Here is a 22,178-nt window from a genome sequence, read left to right as displayed (position 1 = left end):
GGCGTAAGCCGCGCCCCGACGCTCCCAGGCCCTCCCCGGCCGGTGGGGCGAAGATGATCGGCGCCGACCTTCGGACCGACCCGACGTGGACTGGCTGCCCCCGCCTGGCCGTTGTCTACTGGCCGTTCCTCCCACCCTGCCCGTACACCGGTAACCGCGACCGGTTCGCGCCGCCCCGCCGACCCCCGCCCGCTGGACCTGGCCGCCGCAACCTTCCGGTCGCTCGGCCAGCGGACGAGAGGACGAAGCGAACAACAGCCGCTTCCCGTGGTAGGACTCAAAGACGGTACGGCGTGCACCCCCGCCGCTGTCAACCCACCCCGGCCTGTCGTGTGGTGCACCACGGCGTGTCGCGTCGGCGCGTCTCGATGGGTGGACCGTCCGGTCAACCGCCCAGGTGGTGCCGCAGCACCGCCGCCGCCGCGACCGGATGCTCCCCGGCGAGCAACCCGGCCGCCGCCAGCACGTAGTCGACGTCGACGACCGGCCGGGCGGCCCGCGGCAACGGCCACCCGCCCGCGTGGTCGGTGAGCACCGCGTCGAGCACCCCCGCCGCCGACGCCGGGTCGGCGTGCCGCAACACCCCACCGGAGCCGACGAGCAGCCGCACCTCCCGCAGGTCCCGCCCGGCCCGCTCCCCGGTCGCCGCGCCGCGCGCGTGCCGACGCAACGCCACCGTCGCCGCCAGCGCCGCGATCCGCCCGTCGACGGCCCGCTCGGCGTCCCCGCCGGGCAGGAACCCCGGATCGGCGGCCCGCGCCGCCGCCGCCACCGCCAGCACGTCCCGCTCCCCGGCGGCGAGCAGCCGTTCCTCCGCGGCGGCCCGCACCACACCCGGCGCGGACCACCGCATGCCCAGGTCCCCCTCGACGGTGCGGGCCCGCCACAACGAGCCGGTGACCTCCCGGCCCGGGCCGCTCTCCCGCTCGTCGGGCGTCAACACCGAATACACATCCGTGGTGGCGCCGCCGACGTCCACCACAGCCAGGTCACCGCCGACGGTGTCGGCGAGGACCTCCACACCGGTCAGCACCGCGTCCGGGGTGGCCGCCCGGACCAACCGCGCGAACCGGACACCACGGGACAGTTTCTTCCCGCCGATCACGTGCCGCAGGAACACCTCCCGGATCGCCGCCCGCGCCGACCCCGGCGCCAGCACCCCGATCCGGGGCAGCACGTTGTCCGCCGCCGTCACCGGCACACCCGCGCCGGCCAACACCGCGTACAACCCGTCGCGGACGTCGACGTTGCCCGCGAGGACCACCGGCACCCGCCACCGGGCCCGCGCCAGCCGGGTCGCGTTGTGGGAGAGCGCGTCGGCGTCACCGCCGTCGGTGCCACCCACCAGCAGCACCACGTCCGGGCGGGCCGCCCGCAACGCCGTCAACTCCGCCGCACCCAACCGGCCGGCGGCCACGTGCACCACGTCCGCCCCCGCCGACAGGCCCACCCGCCGGCCCGCCTGCGCCGTGACCAGAGGCTCGTAACCGACCACGGCCAGGCGCAGGCCACCACCGGCCGACGAACACACGTACCACGGCACGTCACCGACCCCGGCCGCCGCGCGGGCCGCACCGACCGCGGCGTCCAGACCGTGCAGCACATCCGAACCGACAGTGGTCGGCGCGGACGCCGCGCCGACCAGCCGACCGCCGTCGAGGTCGACCACCGCCGCCTTCGTGTACGTCGACCCGACGTCGGCGCAGACCGCGGTGTTCACGCCGACCTGTCTGTCGTTCGCGACTGCGGGGCTCGCAGGACCGGCTCGCTCCTCGCGCTCACGGGGCTGTCTGTCGTTCGCGACTGCGGGGCTCGCAGGACCGGCTCGCTCCTCGCGCTCACGGGGCCGGCGGCACGACCACCGTGCCGGTCGCCGTCACCGCCACGATCGGCTCGTCGAGCACCTCGGCGGCCGACTCACCCCGATCCGGGCGGCCCCGGCACACCACCCGCGCCTCGAAGTCGATCGTGCGGCTGCGGGTGCCCACCCGCGTCACCGTCGCCACCACCTCCAGCACGTCACCGGCCCTCATCGGCGCGCGGAACTGCACCTCGGAGTACGAGGCGAACAAACCCTCGTCGCCGTCGGCGCGGATGCACACCTCCGTCGCCACATCCCCGAACAACCCCACCGCGTACGCCCCGTCGACCAGGTTCCCCGCGTAGTGGGCGTGGGAGTACGGCACATAGCGGCGGTGCACGACGGTCAACCCGACCCGCGGATCACTCATGCGACGCCCGCCTTCGAGGTGACCAGCGCGTGGACGAGGAAGCTGGCCACCTCACCCGGAGTGGTGCCGCGACCGAAGATCCGGTCCACGCCCAACTCGCCGGTCATCGTCTCGTCGAACCGCGGCCCACCCACGATCAACAACGGTCGCCGGCCCGCCGGCATCGCCTCCCGGAACGCCGCCGACATCTCCCGCGTGTTGTGCAGATGCGCGTCGCGTTGCGTCACCACCTGCGACACCAACACCGCATCCGCGCGCTCCCGCCGTGCCGCCTCCACCAACTCCGGCACGCTCACCTGCGCGCCCAGATTGGTGACCTTCAACTCCCGGTAGTATTCCAAGCCCTTCTCCCCCGCGATGCCCTTCACGTTGAGGATCGCGTCGATGCCCACCGTGTGCGCGTCCGTGCCGATACACGCGCCCACCACCGACAGCTTGCGGCGCAACCTCCGCTTCACCACCGCGTTGACCTCCTTGGCCGACAGCAACGGGAAGTCCCGCTCCACCACCTGCACCTGGTCCAGATCCACCAGGTGGTTGACCCGCCCGTACACCACGAAGAACGTGAACCCGTCGCCGATCGGCTTGGCGTGCACGAGCATCGCCGGGTCCATGCCCATCTTGTTGGCCAACTGCACGGCCGCGCCCTCGGCCCGCTTGTCGTGCGGCACCGGCAACGTGAACGACACCTGCACCATCCCGTCGCCGGTGGTGTCCCCGTACGGCCGCACGATCGTCTTCCCCGTCATGCCGTGCCGGCTGGGCATGCCCTCACGGCCCTCGCTGCGCTCGGTGCGTTCGCTCATGCCGGCTGCTCCAGGATCTCCGTGGCCGGGTTGTAGTAACCGTCCTCGTGCCGCGCGACACCGTCGATGCCCTTGCCCCGGTCCGCGGGCCGCTTCATGATCCCGAACGTGCCCTCGGCGATCGCCGTCAACAACGACTGCTCACCGATGCGCTCCAACAGCTCCACCGCCTCACCGAGCACCCGATGCGCCCGCTGCTGGATGAACCCACCCGGCGCCGGCACGAAATCCTCCCGCAACCCACCCGCCGCGCCCAACACGTACCGCACGTTCTGCAACGCGATGTCCCGGTCCGACAACCACGGCGTCACCACCGCCTCCGTCATCATCCCCACCAGCAGAATCCCCTGCCCGGTCATGGCGCCCACCAGGTTGAAGAACCCGTCGAGCAGATTCCCCCGGAACACGTCACCGGTCATGTGCTTCGTCGGCGGCATCCACTTCAACGGCGCGTCCGGGAACAACTCCCGCGCCAGCAACGCGTGCGCCAACTCCAACCGCAACGACTCCGGCACATCCGGGTTGATCTCGAACGCGTGCCCCAACCCCAACAACCGGTCCGGCAACCCCGCCTCGTGCGCGAAGAACTCATTCAACAACTGCGACACCGTCACCGTGTGCGCCTCGTCCACCGCGTCCGCGGTGGTCAGATAGTTGTCCTCACCGGTGTTGATGATGATCCCCGCCCGCGCGTGCACCTGCCGGGAGAACCGCTGGTCCACGAACGTCCGGATCGGGTTGATGTCCCGGAACAGGATCCCGTACATCGAATCGTTGAGCATCATGTCCAGCCGTTCCAAACCGGCCAGCGTCGCCATCTCCGGCATGCACAGACCCGACGCATAGTTCGTCAGCCGCACGTACCGGCCCAACTCCTTCGACGAGGAGTCCAACGCCGCCCGCATCAACCGGAAGTTCTCCTGCGTGGCGTACGTCCCGGCGAACCCCTCCCGGGTCGCCCCCTCCGGCACGTAGTCCAACAACGACTGCCCCGTCGACCGGATCACCGCGATCACGTCCGCGCCCGCCCGGGCCGCCGCCTGCGCCTGCGGAATGTCCTCGTAGATGTCCCCGGTCGCCACGATCAGATAAATCCACGGCCGCTGCTCCGGATCCCCGAACCGCTTCACCAGACGGTCCCGCTCCGCGCGCCGCCGGTCGATCTGCCGGATCCCCGCCGCCACCGCCCGCCGCGCCGCCCGCCGCGCCGCCGTCGCCGCCTTCCCCGACGGCTGGTCGAAACGCACCGACCCGGCCGCCGCCTTCTGCGCCAGCAACGTCACATCCGTGCCACCCTCCCGGGCGAGCGCGTCGAACACCGGCAGCGCCACCCCGTGCCCCAGCCCCACGTCCGCCACCACCGCGTCCACGAGGCGGTTCACCCACGGAATGCCGTCCGGATCCGCCCCGGACACCCCCGCCAACCGCAACACCGCCCGCTCCACCGACACCGTGGTGTGGCTCCGCGCCAGATCCACCACCGGCTGCCCGGCCCGGCGCGCCAACTCCCGCGCCCGCCCCACAAGCGCCGGATCCAACCCCAGCTTGCTCACGAACTGCCTTCCTGATAGATCACGTCACCGCGCAACACCGTGGCCCGGCACACCGGCAACGGAGTCGGATCCGACGGCCCCCGCAACTCCGGGTCCTCCGCCAACACCACCGGCAGACCCCGCTCCACCCCGGCCGGGGCGTCCCACACCGCGAACGTCGCCGGCGCCCCCAACGCCAGCACACCCTCGTTGTCCAGATGCACCGCCCGCCACCCGCCACGCGTGTGCGCCGCGAACGCCGCCCGCACACTCATCCGCTGCGACGGGTTGTGATGCGCCGCCGCCGCCCGCACCGACCCCCACGGATCCAGCGGCGTCACCGGCGAATCCGACCCGAACGCCAACGCCACCCCCACCCCGTGCATCGCACCCATCGGATTCGACTCCAACGACCGGGACAGGCCCAACCGCGACTCGTACATCCGCCCCGAACCACCCCACAGGCGGTCGAACGCCGGCTGCATCGACGCCACGATCCCGTACTCCACGAACCCGGCGATCAACCGCTTGCTCATGATCTCCGCGTGCTCCACCCGGTGCCGCGCCGCCCGCAACCGCTCCGTCCCCAGCGTCGCCGCCGCCTGCGCGAACCCCGCCAGCACCGTGCCGATCGCCGCGTCCCCGATCGCGTGGAAACCGCCCTGCATCCCGTGCGCCGCACAATCGAGCAAATGATCACGCACCTGCTCCGCCGACACGTACCCGTGCCCACACGCCCCCGGCTCCCCGTCCAGGTACGCCGCCGACACGTGCGCCGTCCGCGACCCCAACGCCCCGTCCGCGAACAGGTCCCCACCGGCGCCCACCGCACCCAGGTCCCGGGCCCGCGCCGCACCCAGCAGCTCACCCCAGTACCCGTACACCTCCGGCACGCCGTCCCCCGACACCGCCAACAGCCCGGTGAAGTCCTCCTCGTCGGAAATGTCCGGACCACCGCACTCGTGCACCGCCGCGATCCCCAACGACGCCGCATGCGCCAGAGCCCGACGCTGCGCCGCCACCCGCTGCGCCCGCGTCACCGACCCGAACGCCGCCGCCCGCACCACATGGTGCGCGTCCCGCCGCAACCACCCCGACGAGTCGAAGCCGGCCGCCCCCGCCGCCTCCGGACACGCGCCCAGCAACGCCGACGACACCAACGCCGAATGGATCGACGCCTGCGACAGATACACCCTGCGGCCCCCCGCCGCCCGGTCCACCGCCGCCGCGTCCGGCACCACCGGCTCCGCCCACGACGACTCGTCCCACCCGTGCCCCAGCACCACCGCGTCGGCCGGCAACCCGCCCGCGAACGCCGACACCGCCGCCAACAACTCACCGGCCGACCGCACCGCCGACAGATCCAGCCCCGACAACGCCAGCCCCGTGTCCGTGGCGTGCACGTGCGCGTCCACGAACGCCGGCGTCACCAACGCCCCGGCCAACTCCACCACCCGGTCGGCCGGCGGCGCGTCCCCGTCCGCACCCAACCAGGCGATCCGCCCGTCCCGCACCAGCAGCGCCGTCGCGCTCGGCTCGGCCGGACAGTGCAGCACTCCACCGCGGTACAGCGTCGAGGGGTTCGTCATGGCCTCAGTCTGCCGCCAGCCGCGCCTCGAACAGACCACGCACCCCCGGCTCGGAGCGCAACAGTTCCAACGCCAACTCCGCGTGCCCCGGCACGAACCCGTTACCCACCAGCATCGTCACGTCCGCCGCCAGGCCCTCCGCGCCCAACGCCGCCGCCGCGAAACTCGTCGCCATCGAGAAGAAGACCACAGTGCCGCCGTCCGCCGTGGCCAGCACCGCGCCGTGCTCACACCCCGGCACGTCCACGCACACCACCGTCACGTCCGCCGGCACACCCAGCGCCGTGGTCACCGCCGTCGACAACCCCACCGGATCCCGCGCGTCGGCCAGGGCCACCGCGTCGGCCAACCCGGCCCGCTCCAACGCCTCCCGCTCCGCCGCCACCGGCACCACCCCGACCGTACGACCCGCGCCGGCCCGCCGCGCCGCCGCGAGCGACAGCGACCCGCTCTTGCCGGCCCCACCGATCACCGCCACCGCGACCGGACGCGGATCACCCTCCCGGTCCCGCCGGGCCACCTGCTCGGCCACCACCCGCGCCGTCAACGCCGGCGCCCCGCACACGTCCAGCACCGCCAGGGACAACTCCGGATGCAGGTCGGCCGGCAACACCGCGGCGATCGACCGCGCGAACAGGATCGCGTAGCCGTCGCACGGCACCTGCTCGCTGTGCCCGTCCCACCGGGCCAGCCCGTCGAGGATCGTCAACGGCGTCAACGTCAACGACACGAGCGTCGCCACCCGGTCCCCCGGCCGCAGGCCCAGCGGGGAGCGGCGACCCGCCTCCTCCACGACGCCGATCAGCATGCCGCCCGAACCGGTCACCGGGTTCTGCATCTTCCCCCGGGTCGAGATGATCTCCAGCACCTCGGCGCGGACCTTCTCCCCGTCCCCGCCGTGCTTCTCCGCCAACTGCCGGAAACTCGCCGCGTCCAGGTTCAGCCGCTGCACCCGGATCCGCACCTCGTTCGCTGCGATCCGCGGGTCGGCGTCCAGGCGCCAGGCCGCCTGCGGCAGCACCCCCGCAGGTTCCACGACTCGGTGCAGACCCACCGGTGACGTCACGCCGACCCCCCTCTGTCCAGCCGCCCGAAACCCCGGCCAGGGTTCGCGTCGCGGGAAAACTTACGGCAGACTAATTTCTAGACCGCAGATTTTCCAGTAGCCTTCGCAAGGTTGATCAAACCGCACCACTGACGAGGAGGGGCCGTGACACAGACCCAACCGGTGGAGACCATCCCGACGCCCCGCTCCACGCCGGTCGCCGTCCCCACCGCCGGACAGCCCTACGAATACCGGCGCACCCCCCTGGTCGAACCCGACTGGACCCGCTTCCCCGGCTGGCGCCACGTCACCCGCGAACAGTGGGAGAACGCCCAGTGGCAGCGGGTCAACTGCGTCAAGAACATCAAGCAACTGCGCACCGTGCTCGGTGACCTCGTCGACGAGAGCTTCTACGCCGACCTCGAAGCCGACCAGAAGGCCCTGGCCACCATGTCCATGCTGGTGCCACCACAAATGATCAACACCATGGTGCCGTTCGCGCCCATGACCACCGAGGCGCTCCTCGCCGACCCGATCCGCCGCTACATGATCCCGGTCGCCTCCGACCGGCGCACCGACTGGCCCTCGCACCCCTACGCCAGCCGCGACAGCCTCCACGAACACGACATGTGGGTCGCCGAGGGACTCACCCACCGCTACCCCACCAAGGTCCTCGCCGAACTGCTCTCCACCTGCCCCCAGTACTGCGGCCACTGCACCCGCATGGACCTCGTCGGCAACTCCACCCCCGCCGTCGACAAGCTCAAGCTCACCCTCAAACCGGTCGACAGGTACGACGCCCACATCACCTACCTCAAGGCCCACCCCGGCGTCCGCGACGTGGTCGTCTCCGGCGGCGACGTCGCCAACGTGCCCTGGCGCAACCTCGAGTCCTACCTCATGCGCCTGCTCGAGATCGAAACCATCCGCGACATCCGGCTCGCCACCAAGGCCCTCATGGGCCTGCCCCAGCACTGGCTCCAGCCCGACGTCGTCGAGGGCCTCGAACGGGTCGCCCGCACCGCCGCCCGCCGCGGCGTCAACCTCGCCATCCACACCCACGTCAACCACGCCCAGTCGCTGACCCCGCTGGTCGCCAAGGCCACCCAGACCGCCCTCGACGTCGGCGTGCGCGACGTCCGCAACCAGGGCGTGCTGATGCGCGGCGTCAACGCCACAAACGCCGACCTGCTCGACCTCTGCTTCGCGCTCCAGGGCGAGGCGGGCATCCTGCCGTACTACTTCTACATGTGCGACATGATCCCCAACGCCGAGCACTGGCGGGTCCCGGTCTGGCACGCCCAGCAGCTCCAGCACGACATCATGGGCTACCTGCCCGGCTACGCCACCCCGCGCATCGTCTGCGACGTCCCGTTCGTCGGCAAGCGCTGGGTGCACATGCTCACCGACTACGACCGCGAGCGCGGCATCTCCTACTGGACCAAGAACTACCGCACCTCGATCGAGTCCGCCGACCTCGAAGCGCTCAACAAGCGCTACGCCTACTACGACCCGATCGACACCCTCCCCGAGGCCGGCCAGTCCTGGTGGCACACCCACCGCGACGACTGACCACCACACCACCCGTCGCCCCCGCCGCCGGACCGGCCGCGGGGGCGACGCCGTCCGCACCCGGGAACACGTCGGTGGGCCACCGCTGATCCGGTGGCCCACCGATCGCACGGTCACTTCTCGAACGCGTCCTTGACGTCGTGACCGGCCTGCTTGACGTTCTCCCCGGCCTGCTTGGCGCGCGCCGTGCTCTGCTCGCTGGCACCCTCGGCCCGCAACCGCTCGTTGTCGGTGGCGTCGCCGATGCGCTCCTTCGCCATGCCGGTCATCTCCTGGGCCTTGTTCTTCGCCTTGTCGGTGAAGCTCATGTCGCCCTCCTCGTCTGGGCTGCCCGTTGCTCTTGTCGCGTCCCCGATGTGGGCGCAGACAAACGCGGTGGGCGTGCGCACACCTTCTAGAGCATCCTAGGATAATAGGTTGAAGGTTGGCGCCCAGCGGCCCCGCCCGGCGCGTGCTTGACTGGGGCGGTGAATGAGATCCTGCTGGTCCGGCACGGTGAGACCACCTGGAGCGCCAGTCACCGGCACACCTCGTACACCGACCTGGAGCTGACCCCCGACGGCGAACGACAGGCCCGCGCCCTCGCCCCCCTGCTCGCCGGCCGGCGCTTCGTGCGGGTGCTGTCCAGCCCCCGGCAGCGCGCCACCCGCACCGCGCTCCTGGCCGGCCTCACCGTCGACGCCACCGACCCCGACCTGGCCGAGTGGAACTACGGCGAGTACGAGGGCCGCACCACCGCCGCCATCACCGAGGAACGACCGGGCTGGACGATCTGGACCGACGGCGGCCCCGGCGGCGAGTCACCGGACCAGGTCGGCGCCCGCCTCGACCGGGTCCTCGCCCGGGTCGCCCCGGTGCTGGAACGCGGCAGCGTCGCGCTCGTCGGGCACGGGCACAGCCTGCGGGTGCTCGGGGCACGCTGGATCGGGCTGCCACCGGCGGCCGGTGGGCTGCTGCGGCTGGACACCGCCACGCTCAGCGTGCTCGGTCACGAACACGGCCGGCGGGTCATCCGGCGGTGGAACCTGCCGGCTCCGACGCCGACCGGGAGCGGGCCCGACCAGGCAGCTCGGCACTGATCCGCGGCGGCCGGTGCTCATAGGGGGTGGAGAGCACCACAGTGGTGCGGGTGGTGACGTTCGCGGAGGTGCGGATCTCCTGCAACAGCCGTTCCAGGTCGGCCGGGCCGGCCACGCGCACGAGCAGGAGATAGAAATCCTCCCCCGCGACCGAGTAACAGGAGTCGATCTCGGGCAGGTGCGCCAGCCGTTCCGGCGCGTCGTCGGGCTGCGACGGGTCGAACGGCCGGATCGCCACGAACGCCGTCAACGGCAGGTCGAGCGCCTCGAACGACACCCGCGCGGCGTACCCCTTGAGCACGCCGCGCTGCTCCAGCCGGCGGACCCGCTGGTGCACGGCGGACACGGACAGGCCCACCCGCTCGGCCAGGTCCGTATACGACAGGCGGCCGTCCCCGGTCAACGCCGCCACGATCGCGCGGTCGATCTCCTCCACGCGCTGAAACCTACCCGAGACAGCGCTCCCACGCCGTCCCCGCCCCGCCGCGGTGACGCTCAGCGCGCCGTGCGGTCGCGGACCGCGTCCGCGGCGTAGTTCAACACCTCCGCCATGTCCTCCTCGTCGAGGAACGGCAGGTCGGTGAGGATGTCCGTGACGGACATGCCCTCGGCCATCATGGCCAGCAGCGTGGCCACCGGGACGCGCGACTGCCGCACGCACGGCGCGCCACCCATGACGTCGGGGTCGACGGTGATCCGGGGGAAGGTCACCGCGACAGGTTAACCCGTGGCCAGGGCACGGGAGATCACCAGGCGCTGGATCTGGTTGGTGCCCTCGACGATCTGGAGCACCTTCGCCTCGCGCATGTACCGCTCGACCGGATGGTCGGCGACGTAGCCGGCGCCGCCGAGCACCTGCACCGCGTCGGTGGTCACCCGCATGGCCAGGTCGGTGGCGAACAGCTTCGCCTTCGCCGCCTCGATCGAGTACGGCCGGCCGGCGTCACGCAGCCGCGCGGCGGCGAGCATGAGCGCGCGGGCGGCGGAGATGCCCGTGGCGTGGTCGGCGAGGTTGAACCCCAGCCCCTGGAAGTCGATGATCGCGCGACCGAACTGCCGGCGCTCCCGGGCGTAGCCGACCGCGTAGTCGAGCGCCGCCTGCGCCAGCCCCACCGCGCAGGCGGCGATGCCGAGACGCCCGGAGTCCAGCGCGGACATCGCGATGGCGAAACCGGCGCCCTCGCCGCCGATCAGCCGCTCGGCCGGCACCCGGGCGTCGTCGAAGGCGATCTGGGCCACCGGCGAGGCGTGCAGGCCCATGGTGCGCTCGGCGGCCTGCGGGTGGATGCCGGGCGTGTCCCGGTCGGCCAGCAGGCAGGAGATGCCCTTCGCGCCGGGCCCGCCGGTGCGGCAGAAGATGTCGTAGAAGTCGGCGACCCGGGCGTGGGTGATCCACGCCTTGGTGCCGGTCACCACGTAGTCGTCGCCGTCGCGGACCGCCCGGGTGGTGAGCGACGCCGCGTCCGACCCGCCCTGCGGCTCGGAGAGGCAGTATGCCCCGAGCAACTCCCCGCCGATCAGGTCGGGCAGCCGCTTGCGCTGCTCGTCGGTGCCGAACGTGGCCAGCGGGTGGCAGGACAGCGTGTGCACGCTCACCGCCTCGGCCACGGCCAGCCAGCGGCTGGCGAGGATCTCCAACACCTGGAGGTAGACCTCGTACGGCTGGGCGGCGCCGCCGTGCTCCTCGGCGTACGGCAGCCCGAGCAGGCCGGCCCGGCCCAGGGTACGCAGCACGTCGCGGGGGAACTCGCCGCGCTGCTCGAAGTCGGCGGCCCGTCCGGCCAACTCCCGGTCGGCGAGCTCGGTGGCGAGGTCCAGCAGGTCGTGGGCCTCGTCGGTGGGCAGGATCCGGTCGACGTCCATGGCGGGTTGAGCTCCGTGGGGTAAGTGAGCCGTTGCGGCGTCCGTGGTGTGGACCCCTGAAGCTTAACGGTCGTTTGGCCGACGTGGCGCGGGCGCGCTCCTGTCGTACCCGTGGTCCATGATCCTTGTCGTCACAGCGGCACGGATCACGGGCCGGCGACGGCGGTCCGGCGTGCCCGGCGCCGGCCGCCGGCGGGGAGGTCGGGACAATGACGGAGCCCTCGGACGCCTCGTGGCGACGACGGAGCGTGGTGCGGGTGGCGCCGCCCGCGCGGGCCCGCAAGCTCGCCAAGGTGCCCTTCGTGGAGCTGGCCGACGGGCGGCTCCACGGGGTGGTGTCGAGCGGATCCGACGTGGAGCGGGTCTACGTCTCCTCGGTGACCGCCGGCAGCCACGCGGTCAACTGCAGCACCAACAACAACCGGCCCTGCGGCGGCCTGCGCGGCAGCATGCTCTGCAAGCACCTGCATGCGCTCGCCGACGAGGCCGTGCTCCAGTACGGCGTCGAGCAGGTCGCCGGATACCTGCGCGTCGACGTCGGCGACGGCGTCTCCGGCGGCGCCGAGCTGCTGGCCCGCACCGACGCGCGGCACGAACCCGGCCCGGCGGCGGTGGTGTTCAGCCGGTTCCTGCGCCACCTGGCCTACCTGGAGGTCCCACCGAGCGGCGCGGCCGTGCCCGAGCTGCACTGGTTCCCGGCCACGGCGGGGGTGCGCTGATGCTCGCCGCGCACCTCACCCAGCTCGACGACGGCCTGCCCCCCGGGCTGGCCGAAACCCTCGCCGTGGTCGACGGCGTCGACGACACGCTCACCCGCGGCCTCGCCCGCCCCGGCGAGCCGGACGCCGCCGCGTGGGCCGCGCTGGCCGCCGCGGTCGGCGGCACCCCGCTGGCCGAACGCGCCGCCGAGGCGGTCCGCGCCGCGACCACCGGCGCGCTCACCGACGCGCACCTGGCCGTCCTCGCCGGCGCCCGCGCCGCGCTGCTCGGCGCCGCGCACGACGCGCTGCTGCACCGGCTCGACGAGGCGCTGCACCGGTCCCGCTCCCCGTGGGCCACCACGCCACCCGGGTCCGCCACCGGCTCCCCGTTCGACGCCACGCCGTCCGGCTCCCCCTCGGGCACCGCGCCGGACGACTCCCCCGGCCGGGCCGGGGCTCGCGCCTGGCTGCACGAGCTGGCACTCGCCGGTTGGCGGGGCGCCGACCACGAGCTGCTCTCCGGCGTCGCCGCGCCGGTGGAGGCCGCGCTCGGCGTGCCGGCGCTGCGCCGCCTCGCGGTGCTGCTCGACGGTCTCGCCGCCGAGCTGCGCACCGGCGTCGCGGCCGACCCGGCGCGGGTGCCCGCCCGCCGCTGGGCCGACCTGTGGGCCCGGGCCGTGCTGCTCACCGCCGGCGCCGCCGACGAGACCGCGCCGCCGGAGCCGGTCTCCGGCCGCCTGCTGCCACTCGGCGTCGACGTGCACGAACACGACACCGCCTTCCAGGCCCAGTTGCACGCGCTGCTCGAACCGGCCGGCGGCGGCACCGTCCGGCTGGTCCGGGTCACCGTGGCCGCGGCGAAGGTCGCCACCATCGTCGGCCCGGCCGGCTGGCGGCTGCTGGAGGCGTACCCGGTGCTGCTCAAGGCCCTGGCCGAACGACGGAGCGTGACCGTCACCGACATGCCCGCGCACGGCGGCGACCTGCGCTGGGTCGACGAACGCGCCGCGCTCGGCGACCCGGCCGACCCGTTCGCCACGGCCCGGGTGCTGCTCGCCGACGCCACCGCCGCCGCGACCCCGCCGCTGCAACGCCACCCCGCCGCGATCGCCGAGCCGGTCCTGGCCGAGGGCCGGGTCACCCGCGACGGCGACGGCGCCCTGCTCGTCGACCTCGGCGGCCGGACGATCCCGCTGGCGACCGACCGGCTGCCCGCGGCCGGGCCGCTCACCCCGGCGCTGCTCGCCGCCGCCACCGCCTGCGTCGGCCTGCTGCGCTGGGACGACGGCCGCTGGCTGCTGCAACCCCTCGCGGTCCGGGCCGCCGTCAGGAAACAGACCGTCGAGGCGCACAACGGCGACTGGGCGTGCGGCGTCACCGACGCCAAGGTCGCCAAGGCCGAGGCCAGGGCCGGCGACGCCGTGGCCGTGCTGCGCGAACGCGCCGGAAGGTTGCTGCGCCGATGACCGCCGACCACGCCAACCGCCGCCAGGTGCTCTACTGGCGGCTGCTCGCCCGCCTGTTCCACCCCGACGAGCAGCCCACGCTGGAGTCGGCGAGCGTCGCCGTGGTCGACGACCTCGGCCTGCCGCCCGCGCTGCTCGACCCGGCCGTCTCGGTGGACACCGTCGTCCAGCGCTTCCCGGCACTCGCCGACGAGCTGCGCGGCCTGCTCACCGCCGGCGACACCCCGGGCGACACCGGGCCGTTCCAGCCGGGCGAGACCGAGGTACGCCGGGCCGCCCTCGCCGCCAAGCTGCTGCTCAACGTGTTCGCCACCGGCGCCGGCGAGGTGAGCGCCGGGCAGCTCGCCCGCTGGCAGGCCGACGCCGGCTGGTTCGAGCAGGCGTGCGGCGTCGCGCCGGGCGAGCTGCGCCGCGACGGCACCGGCCTGGGCGCCACGCTCGCCGGCCTGGAGGGCGACCTGGTCCGCCGGATGCGCCTGCGGGAGGTCCTCGCCGACCCGGTGCTGGCCGCCCGGCTGACCCCGAGCATGTCCCTGATCGAGCAGCTCCTCCGCGACAAGGCGAACCTGTCCGGGGTGGCGCTGGCGAACGCCAAGTCGCTGATCCGCCGATACGTCGACCAGGTCGCCGAGGTGCTGCGCACCCAGGTGGCACAGGCCACCGTCGGCGCCGTCGACCGGTCGGTGCCGCCCAAGCGGGTCTTCCGCAACCTCGACCTGGACCGCACCATCTGGCAGAACCTGACCAACTGGAGCCCGGAGGACGAACGCCTCTACGTCGACCGGCTCTATTACCGGCAGACCGCCCGCCGCACCACCCCGGCCCGGCTCATCGTGGTCGTCGACCAGTCCGGCTCGATGGTCGACTCCATGGTCAACTGCACCATCCTCGCGTCCATCTTCGCCGGCCTGCCCAAGGTCGACGTGCACCTGATCGCCTACGACACCCGGGCGTTGGACCTCACCCCGTGGGTGCACGACCCGTTCGAGGTGCTGCTGCGCACCAACCTCGGCGGCGGCAACGACGGCCCGGTCGCCATGGCCCTGGCCCGTCCCAAGATCGTCGAGCCACGCAACACCGTGCTGGTCTGGATCTCCGACTTCTACGAGTTCGACCGCTCCCAACCGCTGTTCGACGGCATCGAGGCGGTGCACCGCTCCGGGGTGAAGTTCATCCCCGTCGGCTCCGTCAACAGCTCCGGCCACCAGAGCGTCAACCCCTGGTTCCGGCAACGCTTCACCGACCTCGGCACGCCCGTCATCTCCGGCCACATCCGCAAGCTCGTCACCGAGCTGAAGAACTTCCTCACCTAGGAGAGCACCCCTGATGTCCGACATGCTCCGCGCCCCCGCCGAGGTCAAGTACGCCGACGAGCTGGCCTGGCTCGAATCGGTCGACACCGGGCCGAAGCCGTTCTCCTGGCGCCTCAGCCCGCGCATGGTCCGGCTGTTCATCCTCGGCTCCGAACGCGCCGACGGCCTCGACCGGGAGATCCCGCAGAAGTGGTTCGGCGACCGCAGCTTCGTCGAACGCAGCATCGTCACGCTCGCCTCCGACCGGGGCCTGCTGCTCATCGGTGACCCCGGCACCGGCAAGAGCTGGCTCGCCGAGCTGCTCTCCGCCGCGATCTGCGGCAACTCCACCCTGGTCGTGCAGGGCACCGCCGGCACCACCGAGGACCACATCAAATACTCCTGGAACGTCTCCATGGTCATCGCCCGCGGCCAGTCCCGCGAGTCGATGATCCCCTCGCCGATCATGAACGCGATGGAGCAGGGCGTCATCGGCCGCTTCGAGGAGCTGACCCGCTCCACCAGCGACGTGCAGGACGCGCTCATCTCGATCCTGTCCGAGAAATACGTCTCCATCCCCGAGCTGGACCACGACAACATCGTCTTCGCCCAACCCGGCTTCTCGATCATCGCCACCGCCAACAGCCGCGACCGGGGCGTCAACGACCTCTCCTCCGCGCTCAAGCGCCGGTTCAACTTCGTCCGCATCCCGGTCGTCACCAACAAGCGCAGCGAGGCGGAGATCGTCCGCTTCCGCACCGAGGAACTGCTGCGCCGGCACCGCATCGAGCTGGAGGTCCCCCCGACCCTGCTCGACATCCTGCTGCAGAGCTTCGCCGACCTGCGCGCCGCCGCCTCCGCCGCGACAAGCGACGACGAGAAGCTCGAGTCGGCGCTGTCCACCGCCGAGCAGATCGGCGTGCTGGAGGACGCCGTCCTGCACAGCCAGTTCTTCGGCGACCGCACCCTGCGCGCCCAGACCCTCGCCGGGTCCCTCGTCGGCTCGCTGGCCCGCCGCAGCCCGGAAGACCTCGCCATCCTCAACAAATACCTGCACGGCGTCGTCGAACCCCGCGCCAAGGCCGACGGCGGCGACTGGGACGGCTTCCTCGACGGCGGTCGCCAGGCGATCGCGTCCCTGTCGTGACCGCGCCCGCCCCGACCGGCCTGTTCGGCGCGCTGCGCGACCAGCTCACCGACGCCGCCGCCGCGTTCGCCGACTCCCCCGACGCGCTCGCCGACATCCTCGCCGGGATGGTCGACGACGTCGACCGGGCCCTGCGCGAACGGCTGGAGATCTTCCCGGTCTGCCACCACTCCCCCGCGTCCGCGCTGGCCATGGCCCGCCGGCTGCGCGCCCGCCCACCCCGGGTCATCTACCTCGAACTCTGCGAGGACCTGCGGCCCCTCCTCAACGAGCTGCGCAACTGCCGCCTGCCGGTGGCCGTCCAGGCGTTCGCCACCGAACTCGACGGCTTCCCCGTCGAGTGGAGCCCGCTGAGCGTCATCGCCCCGATCACCGAAGCCTCCGCGGAATACCAGGCCATCGCGTACGCCCTGGACACCCCCGGGGTGGAGCTGGTGCTCGTGGACCGCTCCACCGACCACGTCTACCAGTGGACCCCCCGCGCGGACGGCCCCGACGCCCCCGGCGCGACTCCGACATCCGACGAGGACGCCGCGCTGCACGGCGACGCGGTCGGCGTGGAGATCGGCGACCTGCGCCCCCGATTCGCCGAGCTGGAGGCACACCTGCTGCACCACGGCAAGGTCCGGCACTGGTCGGAATGGTGGGAGCAGTACGTCGAACGCCCCCTCGCCGACGCCGACTACGACACCTACCGGCAGGTCATGGTGCTCATCGGCAGCCTGTTCCGGCGGCTGCGCCCGACCCGGGCCGCCCACGACGACCGCGACGAGGACCGCGAACGCCACATGTGGACCCGGATGCGCGAACACCTCGCCGCCACCGGCGCCGACCCGACCGACTGCCTCTACGTGTGCGGCGCCTACCACGCCGTCAGCCACGTCGAGCAGTTCGGTCTCGACTCCACCGCGCCGGACTTCCCGATCAGCCCCCGCACCGGCACCCGCTGGCGCTACGGCCTCATCCCGTCCAGCCACTCGGCCATCGAGGCGCAGTTCGGGCTCGCCCCCGGCACCGTCTCCATCGCCGCCGCCAACTGGACCACCGCGCTCGGCCGCAGCAGGCTCACCCCCTACCGGCTGACCGGGCAGTCCACGCCGAAGAAGGGCCGGCGTACCCGCGCGGGCACCGCGCCCGCCGCGCCCGGGGCCGCCGCCGACCGCCTCACCGGCTTCCTCGCCGCGCCACCCGCGCTCGACGACCTCGACGAGGCGGAGCTGCGCGGCTGGTGCGTCGACATCGTCCGGCTCGCCCGCCGCAACGGCTACCTGGCCAGCACCGCCGACGCGATCGCCGTGTTCGAGACCTCGATCCTGCTGGCCAACCTGCGCAACCGGGCCCGACCCACGCCGTACGACTTCGCCGACGCCGCGGTCACCTGCATCGAGAAGGACGTGGTGCCCGGCCGGCGCGACGTCCGCCGGCTCTGCGAGATCCTGCTCGGCGGCGACCGGATCGGCCAGGTCGGATACGACTCCCTGCCGCCGCTGGCCCGCGACGTCCTCGACCGGCTCCAGCCGCTCGGCCTCGACCTGCAACGCCGCACCGTGCAACGGGCACTGCTCGACCTGCGTGCGGACCCGGCGCTGGCGCCCTGCTCCGACCTGCTCTGGATGCTGCGGCACCTGCTGCCCGCCGACGCGGCCCGCCCGATCATGGGTGAGCACCGCCTCGGCCACCGCTCCACCCAGGAGAGCTGGGACCTCGCCCTCGGCCGCAACCAGCGCGCCCTCATCGAGCTGGGCTACGAGGGCGTCACCGTCGAGCAGGTGCTGGAGCAACGACTCCGCCGGGCCGTCCGCGGCCCGGACGCCACCGCCGCTCGCGCGCTCGCCGCCGTCGAGGACGCCATCCGCCTGCTCGGCAGCCCCCGCCTGGTCGACGAACTCGGCACGCGGGCGGTGGAGCTGCTCGCCGCCGAACGCACCGTCGACGACGCGCCGGAGGTGCTGCGCCGCATCCGGCGGCTGCTCGCCCACCACCGCACCACCGCGCCGGCGCTGCCCGCCTGGTGCCGGGCGTTCGTCACCACCGGCTACGCCCACTACTGCACCCTGCTGCCCACCGCGTTCGTCGACGAGGCCACCGGCGTACGGCAGGTCGGCGCGATGCTCGGCTTCCTGTTCAGCATGGAGAGCCTCGCGTTGTCGCTGGGCTGCGACCGGTCCCAGCTCGAACTGGCCGTCGCCCAGGCCCACCCGGAGGCGCCGGCCAAGCTGGCGCTGCTCTGGGCCGCCCGCCACCAGCTCGGCCTGCTTCCCCTGGCGCGCCTGCGCGAGCGCTGCGCCGAGTTGCTGGCCAATCCGCTCGTGGTGCCGGCGTTCCCGCAGTACCTGTCCGGCTTCGTGCACGCCCTCGACCCGGTGCCCGGGCTCGCGCCGTTCGTGGTCGAGACCATGTCCGCCGCCTTCGCCGGGCTGCCCGACCCGGTGCTGCTGCCCTGGCTGCCCACCCTGATCACCACGCTCCGCGAGCACGGTCCCGAGTTGGTGCCGCTGCTGGTCCGCGAGGCGGAACGCACCTTCCCCGCCACGCTGCCCGCGCTCGACGGCTGGACCCCGCCGTGGGCCGCCGACCCCGCCGCGCCCGCCGCGCCCGCCGCGCCGGCACCGACGGTCCAGGCGGGGCCGGCGCACGACCTGTTGGCCGCCCACCCGGACGCGGTCGACGCGATCGCCGCGCTACTCGGCTGCGACGCACCGTGGCGCTCCCCCACCGGCGGGGCCCCGGTGTCCGGCAGCGCCGGCGAGGCCGCGCTGGCTGGCGGCGTCGGCGGGGCCGCGCTGGCGGGTGCCGCCGCGACGCTGCTCACCGCGCATCCGGCCACCGCCCACGCCGTGGCGGACCTGGTAACCACGCCGGGCCGGGTCGCAGTCGGCGCGGGGTGACAGACGTCCACCGGAGAGCAGCGGGGAATCTCGACATCGCCGACCTCGCGGGCGTCGGGCACGACGCCCGCCGACCCGTAGATCCACCGCGCCGACGGCGCCGGGCGGCGAGACCGCCCCGCGTGGACCACAACCGGCTCGGCCAGGTGGTTGCGGGCGGCGGGCACCATGGAGTGGTGATCCGCTTCCTGCTGAACCTGCTGTGGCTCGTCTTCGGTGGCGGCCTCGTCCTCGCCCTCGGTTACGGCGTGGCCGCCCTGATCTGCTTCGTCCTGGTCGTGACCATCCCGTTCGGCGTCGCCTCGCTGCGCCTCGCCTCGTACGCGCTGTGGCCGTTCGGGCGCACGATCGTGCCCAAGCCGGGCGCCGGCGTGCCCTCCGGCCTGGCGAACGTGCTCTGGGTGCTGCTGGCCGGCTGGTGGCTGGCCCTGTCGCACATCCTCGCCGGGGTGGCGCTGTGCGTGACGATCATCGGCATCCCGTTCGGGGTGGCCAACTTCAAGCTGGTCCCGGCGGCGCTCTGGCCGCTCGGCCAGGAGGTCGTCGAAACCCCCTGAGCCCATCACCCGGGACGCCGAGAGATCTGCCCGGAAAACAGACCCACTTGCCGTTGATCGACTCCACTTCGGCGAGGTGGCGGTATCGCCAGTCCTGGATACCGCCACCTCGCCGAGATGGAGTCGATCAAGTGCGCTGTTCTCGCATATTGGGAGAATCTTCCTACCTTTTGAACCACGACGGATCCGACCGGAGACCGCGCCCACCACCCCTCGGGCGTCCTAGGAGGATGGGGTGGTGGGCGCGGGAACGAGCGGGAAATGCCTCGACCCGCACCGGACGATCAAGGGCGGGCTACGGTCGGTGGCGTGGGAGATCGCAACGAGGTGATCGCGGCGCTCAAGGCCGATCCGGCGATGTCGGGCCTGCGCCGGTCGCTGGAGTTCTACCACGGCGACCCGGCCCGGGAGGCCGCGCTCGACGGGTTCTACGCGCCCCTGGTCGGCGCCGGCGACCTGGTCTTCGACGTGGGCGCGCACGTCGGCGACCGGCTGGACAGCTTCCGTCGCCTCGGCGCCCGGGTGGTCGCCGTGGAGCCGCAGCCGCTCTGCGCCCGGGTGCTCCGCGCCCTGCACGCCGGCGACGGCGCGGTGACGGTGGTGGAGGCGGCCTGCGGGCGGGCCGCCGGGCCGGTGCGGCTGCACGTGAACTCCGCCAACCCGACCGTCTCCACCGCCTCCCCGAGTTTCGTCCGCGCCGCCGGTCGGGCCGCCGGCTGGGAGGGCGAGACGTGGGACGGCGAGATCGAGGTGGCCGGCACCACGCTTGACGCGCTCGTCGCCGCCCACGGCGTCCCGGCGTTCGTGAAGGTCGACGTGGAGGGCTTCGAGGACGCCGTGCTGGCCGGGTTGAGCCGCCCGGTGCCGGCGTTGTCGTTCGAGTTCACCACCATCGCCCGGGACCTGGCCGAACGCTGCCTGGACCGGCTCACCGCGCTCGGTTTCACCGGGTTCGCCGTGGCGCTCGGCGACGAGATGACGTTCGCCCCGCCGGGTTGGCGGTCGGCCGCCGAGGTGGCGGCGTACCTGCGCGCGCTGCCGCACGAGGCCAACTCCGGCGACGTGTACGCGCGGATCTGATTTCGGTCCACTTCGGACGGAACGCTCGACGCCGCATCGACCCTGCTCATCGCCGTGATCGGCACATCCGCTGCCCGGCCGCTTTTTTCAGGAGTCGAACTTAGCCGTGTTTTGTTACCTGCCCGTTATTGACGTGACCGGCGCCACTTCGGTTGACTGCCACGGAACCGCTACCGCAACCGGTTCCGAAACATCGCCATCATCCCCGCGACCCGGGAGCGTCACGTGCCGATCACCATCGCCGACGTCGCCACCCGCGCCGGGGTGAGCAAAACGACCGTGTCGCGGGTGCTCAACGGCAAGGGCGAGGTGCACATCCGCACCGCCGACCGGGTCCGCGCCGTCATCAGCGACCTCGGCTACGTGCCCAGCGCCCGCGCGGTCGGGCTGGCCCGCGGGCGTACCCGGGTGGTGGGCATGCTGGTGCCGGCGCTGACCTGGCCCTGGATGGGCGAGGTGCTCCAGGGCGCGGTGGACGCGGTCGAGGCCGCCGGCTACGGCATGCTGCTGTTCACCTGCACCCACGGCGACGAGTCGATGCGGCGGTTCGCCTCCCAGGTCTCGGCCAAGTCCTTCGACGGCCTGCTCGTGGTCGAGCCGGAGGGCACGCTCGACTACATCAGCGGCCTGCACCGGCGCGGCCTGCCGGTCATCCTCATCGACGACCGCGGCCACCAGCCCGGCTTCCCCTCGGTGCGCACCACGAACGAAGCCGGCGCCCGGGCCGCCGCCGTGCACCTGCTGACACTCGGACGCCGCCGGCCGCTCGTCATCACCGGCCTGCGCCGCTTCGGCTGCACCCGGGAACGGCTGGCCGGCTTCGCCCACGCCTACGCCGACGCCGGCGTACCCGTCGAGGCGGTCCGGGTGGTGGAGGGCGACTTCACCTTCGAGTGCGGACGCGCGGCGGTGCGGCGGCTACTCGCCGACGGCGCGCCGTTCGACGCCGTCTTCGCGCACAACGACCTGTCCGCCGCCGGCGCGCTCCAGGCGCTGCGCGACGCCGGCCGGCGCGTCCCGGAGGACGTGGCGGTGGTCGGCTTCGACGACCTGCCGCTGGCCGGGCACACCCACCCGCCGCTCAGCTCGGTGCACCAGCCCCTGCGGGAGATGGGCGCCGCCGCCGCCCGGCTCCTCATCGCCCACCTCACCGGAACGCCGCTGCCCGACACCCCGACCGTCATCCCGACCCGCTTCGCCGCCCGCGCCTCCACCGGCGTCACCTGACCCCGATTCCGCCGAACCCGGCGACCACGCCGGCGGGCACCCGCCCGCCGGTGGCACCACCGCACACCCTTCATCCATCACATCCCGCCCCGAGAACATGCGG

The 22,178-nt window shown here is 73.0% G+C and carries 20 protein-coding genes; 10 read left to right on the top strand and 10 right to left on the bottom strand.

Annotated features, from left to right (window positions below):
• Positions 1-385 precede the first annotated feature (385 nt).
• From O7619_RS18515 to O7619_RS18490, 6 genes are all read right to left on the bottom strand, one after another.
• Positions 386-1,720, bottom strand: coding sequence for a glutamate mutase L (locus tag O7619_RS18515; protein ID WP_282282244.1), 1,335 nt, complete (start codon positions 1,718-1,720; stop codon positions 386-388).
• A gap of 118 nt (positions 1,721-1,838) precedes the next feature.
• Entirely contained in the window at positions 1,839-2,231 is a 393-nt protein-coding gene (locus O7619_RS18510; protein ID WP_282282243.1) for a hotdog domain-containing protein, read from the bottom strand.
• Positions 2,228-2,980, bottom strand: coding sequence for an OAM dimerization domain-containing protein (locus O7619_RS18505; RefSeq protein ID WP_282288874.1), 753 nt, complete (start codon positions 2,978-2,980; stop codon positions 2,228-2,230). The genes O7619_RS18510 and O7619_RS18505 overlap by 4 nt, the downstream gene beginning before the upstream one ends.
• Before the next feature lie 53 nt (positions 2,981-3,033).
• Positions 3,034-4,590, bottom strand: a complete 1,557-nt coding sequence (locus tag O7619_RS18500; protein WP_282282242.1) for a lysine 5,6-aminomutase subunit alpha — start codon at positions 4,588-4,590, stop codon at positions 3,034-3,036.
• Entirely contained in the window at positions 4,587-6,158 is a 1,572-nt protein-coding gene (locus tag O7619_RS18495) for an amidohydrolase family protein (protein ID WP_282282241.1), read from the bottom strand. Before O7619_RS18495 ends, O7619_RS18500 begins: the two co-directional genes overlap by 4 nt.
• Before the next feature lie 4 nt (positions 6,159-6,162).
• Positions 6,163-7,212 carry a zinc-binding alcohol dehydrogenase gene (locus O7619_RS18490; protein ID WP_282288873.1) on the bottom strand — a complete coding sequence of 350 codons (1,050 nt, stop codon included), beginning with the start codon at positions 7,210-7,212 and terminating at the stop codon, positions 6,163-6,165.
• A gap of 156 nt (positions 7,213-7,368) precedes the next feature.
• Here O7619_RS18490 and O7619_RS18485 point away from each other — a divergent pair, with 156 nt between their 5' ends.
• Positions 7,369-8,775 carry a lysine 2,3-aminomutase gene (locus O7619_RS18485; protein WP_282282240.1) on the top strand — a complete coding sequence of 469 codons (1,407 nt, stop codon included), beginning with the start codon at positions 7,369-7,371 and terminating at the stop codon, positions 8,773-8,775.
• A 113-nt stretch (positions 8,776-8,888) separates the two neighbouring features.
• On the opposite strand, the gene O7619_RS18480 is transcribed toward O7619_RS18485, so the two are convergent.
• The gene (locus tag O7619_RS18480; RefSeq protein ID WP_282282239.1) at positions 8,889-9,083 is read right to left on the bottom strand and encodes a CsbD family protein; all 195 of its coding nucleotides are present in this window, start codon (positions 9,081-9,083) and stop codon (positions 8,889-8,891) included.
• A 159-nt stretch (positions 9,084-9,242) separates the two neighbouring features.
• Here O7619_RS18480 and O7619_RS18475 point away from each other — a divergent pair, with 159 nt between their 5' ends.
• On the top strand, positions 9,243-9,854 hold the full coding sequence (locus O7619_RS18475) for a histidine phosphatase family protein (protein WP_282282238.1): 612 nt from the start codon (positions 9,243-9,245) through the stop codon (positions 9,852-9,854).
• On the opposite strand, the gene O7619_RS18470 is transcribed toward O7619_RS18475, so the two are convergent.
• Genes O7619_RS18470 through O7619_RS18460 form a run of 3 tightly spaced genes read right to left on the bottom strand, consistent with a single transcriptional unit; the run spans position 9,784 to position 11,717 of the window.
• Positions 9,784-10,290 carry an Lrp/AsnC family transcriptional regulator gene (locus tag O7619_RS18470; RefSeq protein ID WP_282282237.1) on the bottom strand — a complete coding sequence of 169 codons (507 nt, stop codon included), beginning with the start codon at positions 10,288-10,290 and terminating at the stop codon, positions 9,784-9,786. The two genes, O7619_RS18475 and O7619_RS18470, sit on opposite strands and share 71 nt — an antisense overlap.
• A 59-nt stretch (positions 10,291-10,349) precedes the next feature.
• Positions 10,350-10,565 (bottom strand): DUF433 domain-containing protein, encoded by a 216-nt coding sequence (locus O7619_RS18465; RefSeq protein ID WP_091574488.1) that lies wholly within the window; start codon positions 10,563-10,565, stop codon positions 10,350-10,352.
• Between the two features lie 9 nt (positions 10,566-10,574).
• Entirely contained in the window at positions 10,575-11,717 is a 1,143-nt protein-coding gene (locus O7619_RS18460; RefSeq protein ID WP_282282236.1) for an acyl-CoA dehydrogenase family protein, read from the bottom strand.
• A gap of 248 nt (positions 11,718-11,965) precedes the next feature.
• Here O7619_RS18460 and O7619_RS18455 point away from each other — a divergent pair, with 248 nt between their 5' ends.
• The 8 genes from O7619_RS18455 (at position 11,966) to O7619_RS18420 (ending at position 22,075) form a co-directional block, all read left to right on the top strand.
• A complete protein-coding gene (locus O7619_RS18455; RefSeq protein WP_282288872.1) occupies positions 11,966-12,436 on the top strand; it encodes a hypothetical protein in 471 nt (156 codons plus the stop codon).
• A complete protein-coding gene (locus tag O7619_RS18450; protein ID WP_282282235.1) occupies positions 12,436-13,884 on the top strand; it encodes a hypothetical protein in 1,449 nt (482 codons plus the stop codon). The genes O7619_RS18455 and O7619_RS18450 overlap by 1 nt, the downstream gene beginning before the upstream one ends.
• On the top strand, positions 13,881-15,197 hold the full coding sequence (locus O7619_RS18445; protein WP_282282234.1) for a VWA domain-containing protein: 1,317 nt from the start codon (positions 13,881-13,883) through the stop codon (positions 15,195-15,197). The genes O7619_RS18450 and O7619_RS18445 overlap by 4 nt, the downstream gene beginning before the upstream one ends.
• Before the next feature lie 13 nt (positions 15,198-15,210).
• Positions 15,211-16,323: an AAA family ATPase gene (locus O7619_RS18440; protein WP_282282233.1), complete on the top strand. Its 1,113-nt coding sequence runs from the start codon at positions 15,211-15,213 to the stop codon at positions 16,321-16,323.
• On the top strand, positions 16,320-19,211 hold the full coding sequence (locus O7619_RS18435) for a DUF5682 family protein (protein ID WP_282282232.1): 2,892 nt from the start codon (positions 16,320-16,322) through the stop codon (positions 19,209-19,211). The genes O7619_RS18440 and O7619_RS18435 overlap by 4 nt, the downstream gene beginning before the upstream one ends.
• A gap of 176 nt (positions 19,212-19,387) precedes the next feature.
• Positions 19,388-19,768 (top strand): YccF domain-containing protein, encoded by a 381-nt coding sequence (locus tag O7619_RS18430; protein WP_281590298.1) that lies wholly within the window; start codon positions 19,388-19,390, stop codon positions 19,766-19,768.
• A 357-nt stretch (positions 19,769-20,125) separates the two neighbouring features.
• Entirely contained in the window at positions 20,126-20,848 is a 723-nt protein-coding gene (locus O7619_RS18425) for an FkbM family methyltransferase (RefSeq protein ID WP_282288871.1), read from the top strand.
• 225 nt (positions 20,849-21,073) lie between these two features.
• Positions 21,074-22,075 carry a LacI family DNA-binding transcriptional regulator gene (locus O7619_RS18420; RefSeq protein ID WP_282282231.1) on the top strand — a complete coding sequence of 334 codons (1,002 nt, stop codon included), beginning with the start codon at positions 21,074-21,076 and terminating at the stop codon, positions 22,073-22,075.
• Positions 22,076-22,178 lie beyond the last annotated feature (103 nt).

The sequence above is a fragment of the Micromonospora sp. WMMD998 genome (assembly GCF_029581235.1).
GTDB lineage: Bacteria > Actinomycetota > Actinomycetes > Mycobacteriales > Micromonosporaceae > Micromonospora.
This window is presented reverse-complemented; position numbering and strand designations above follow the sequence as displayed.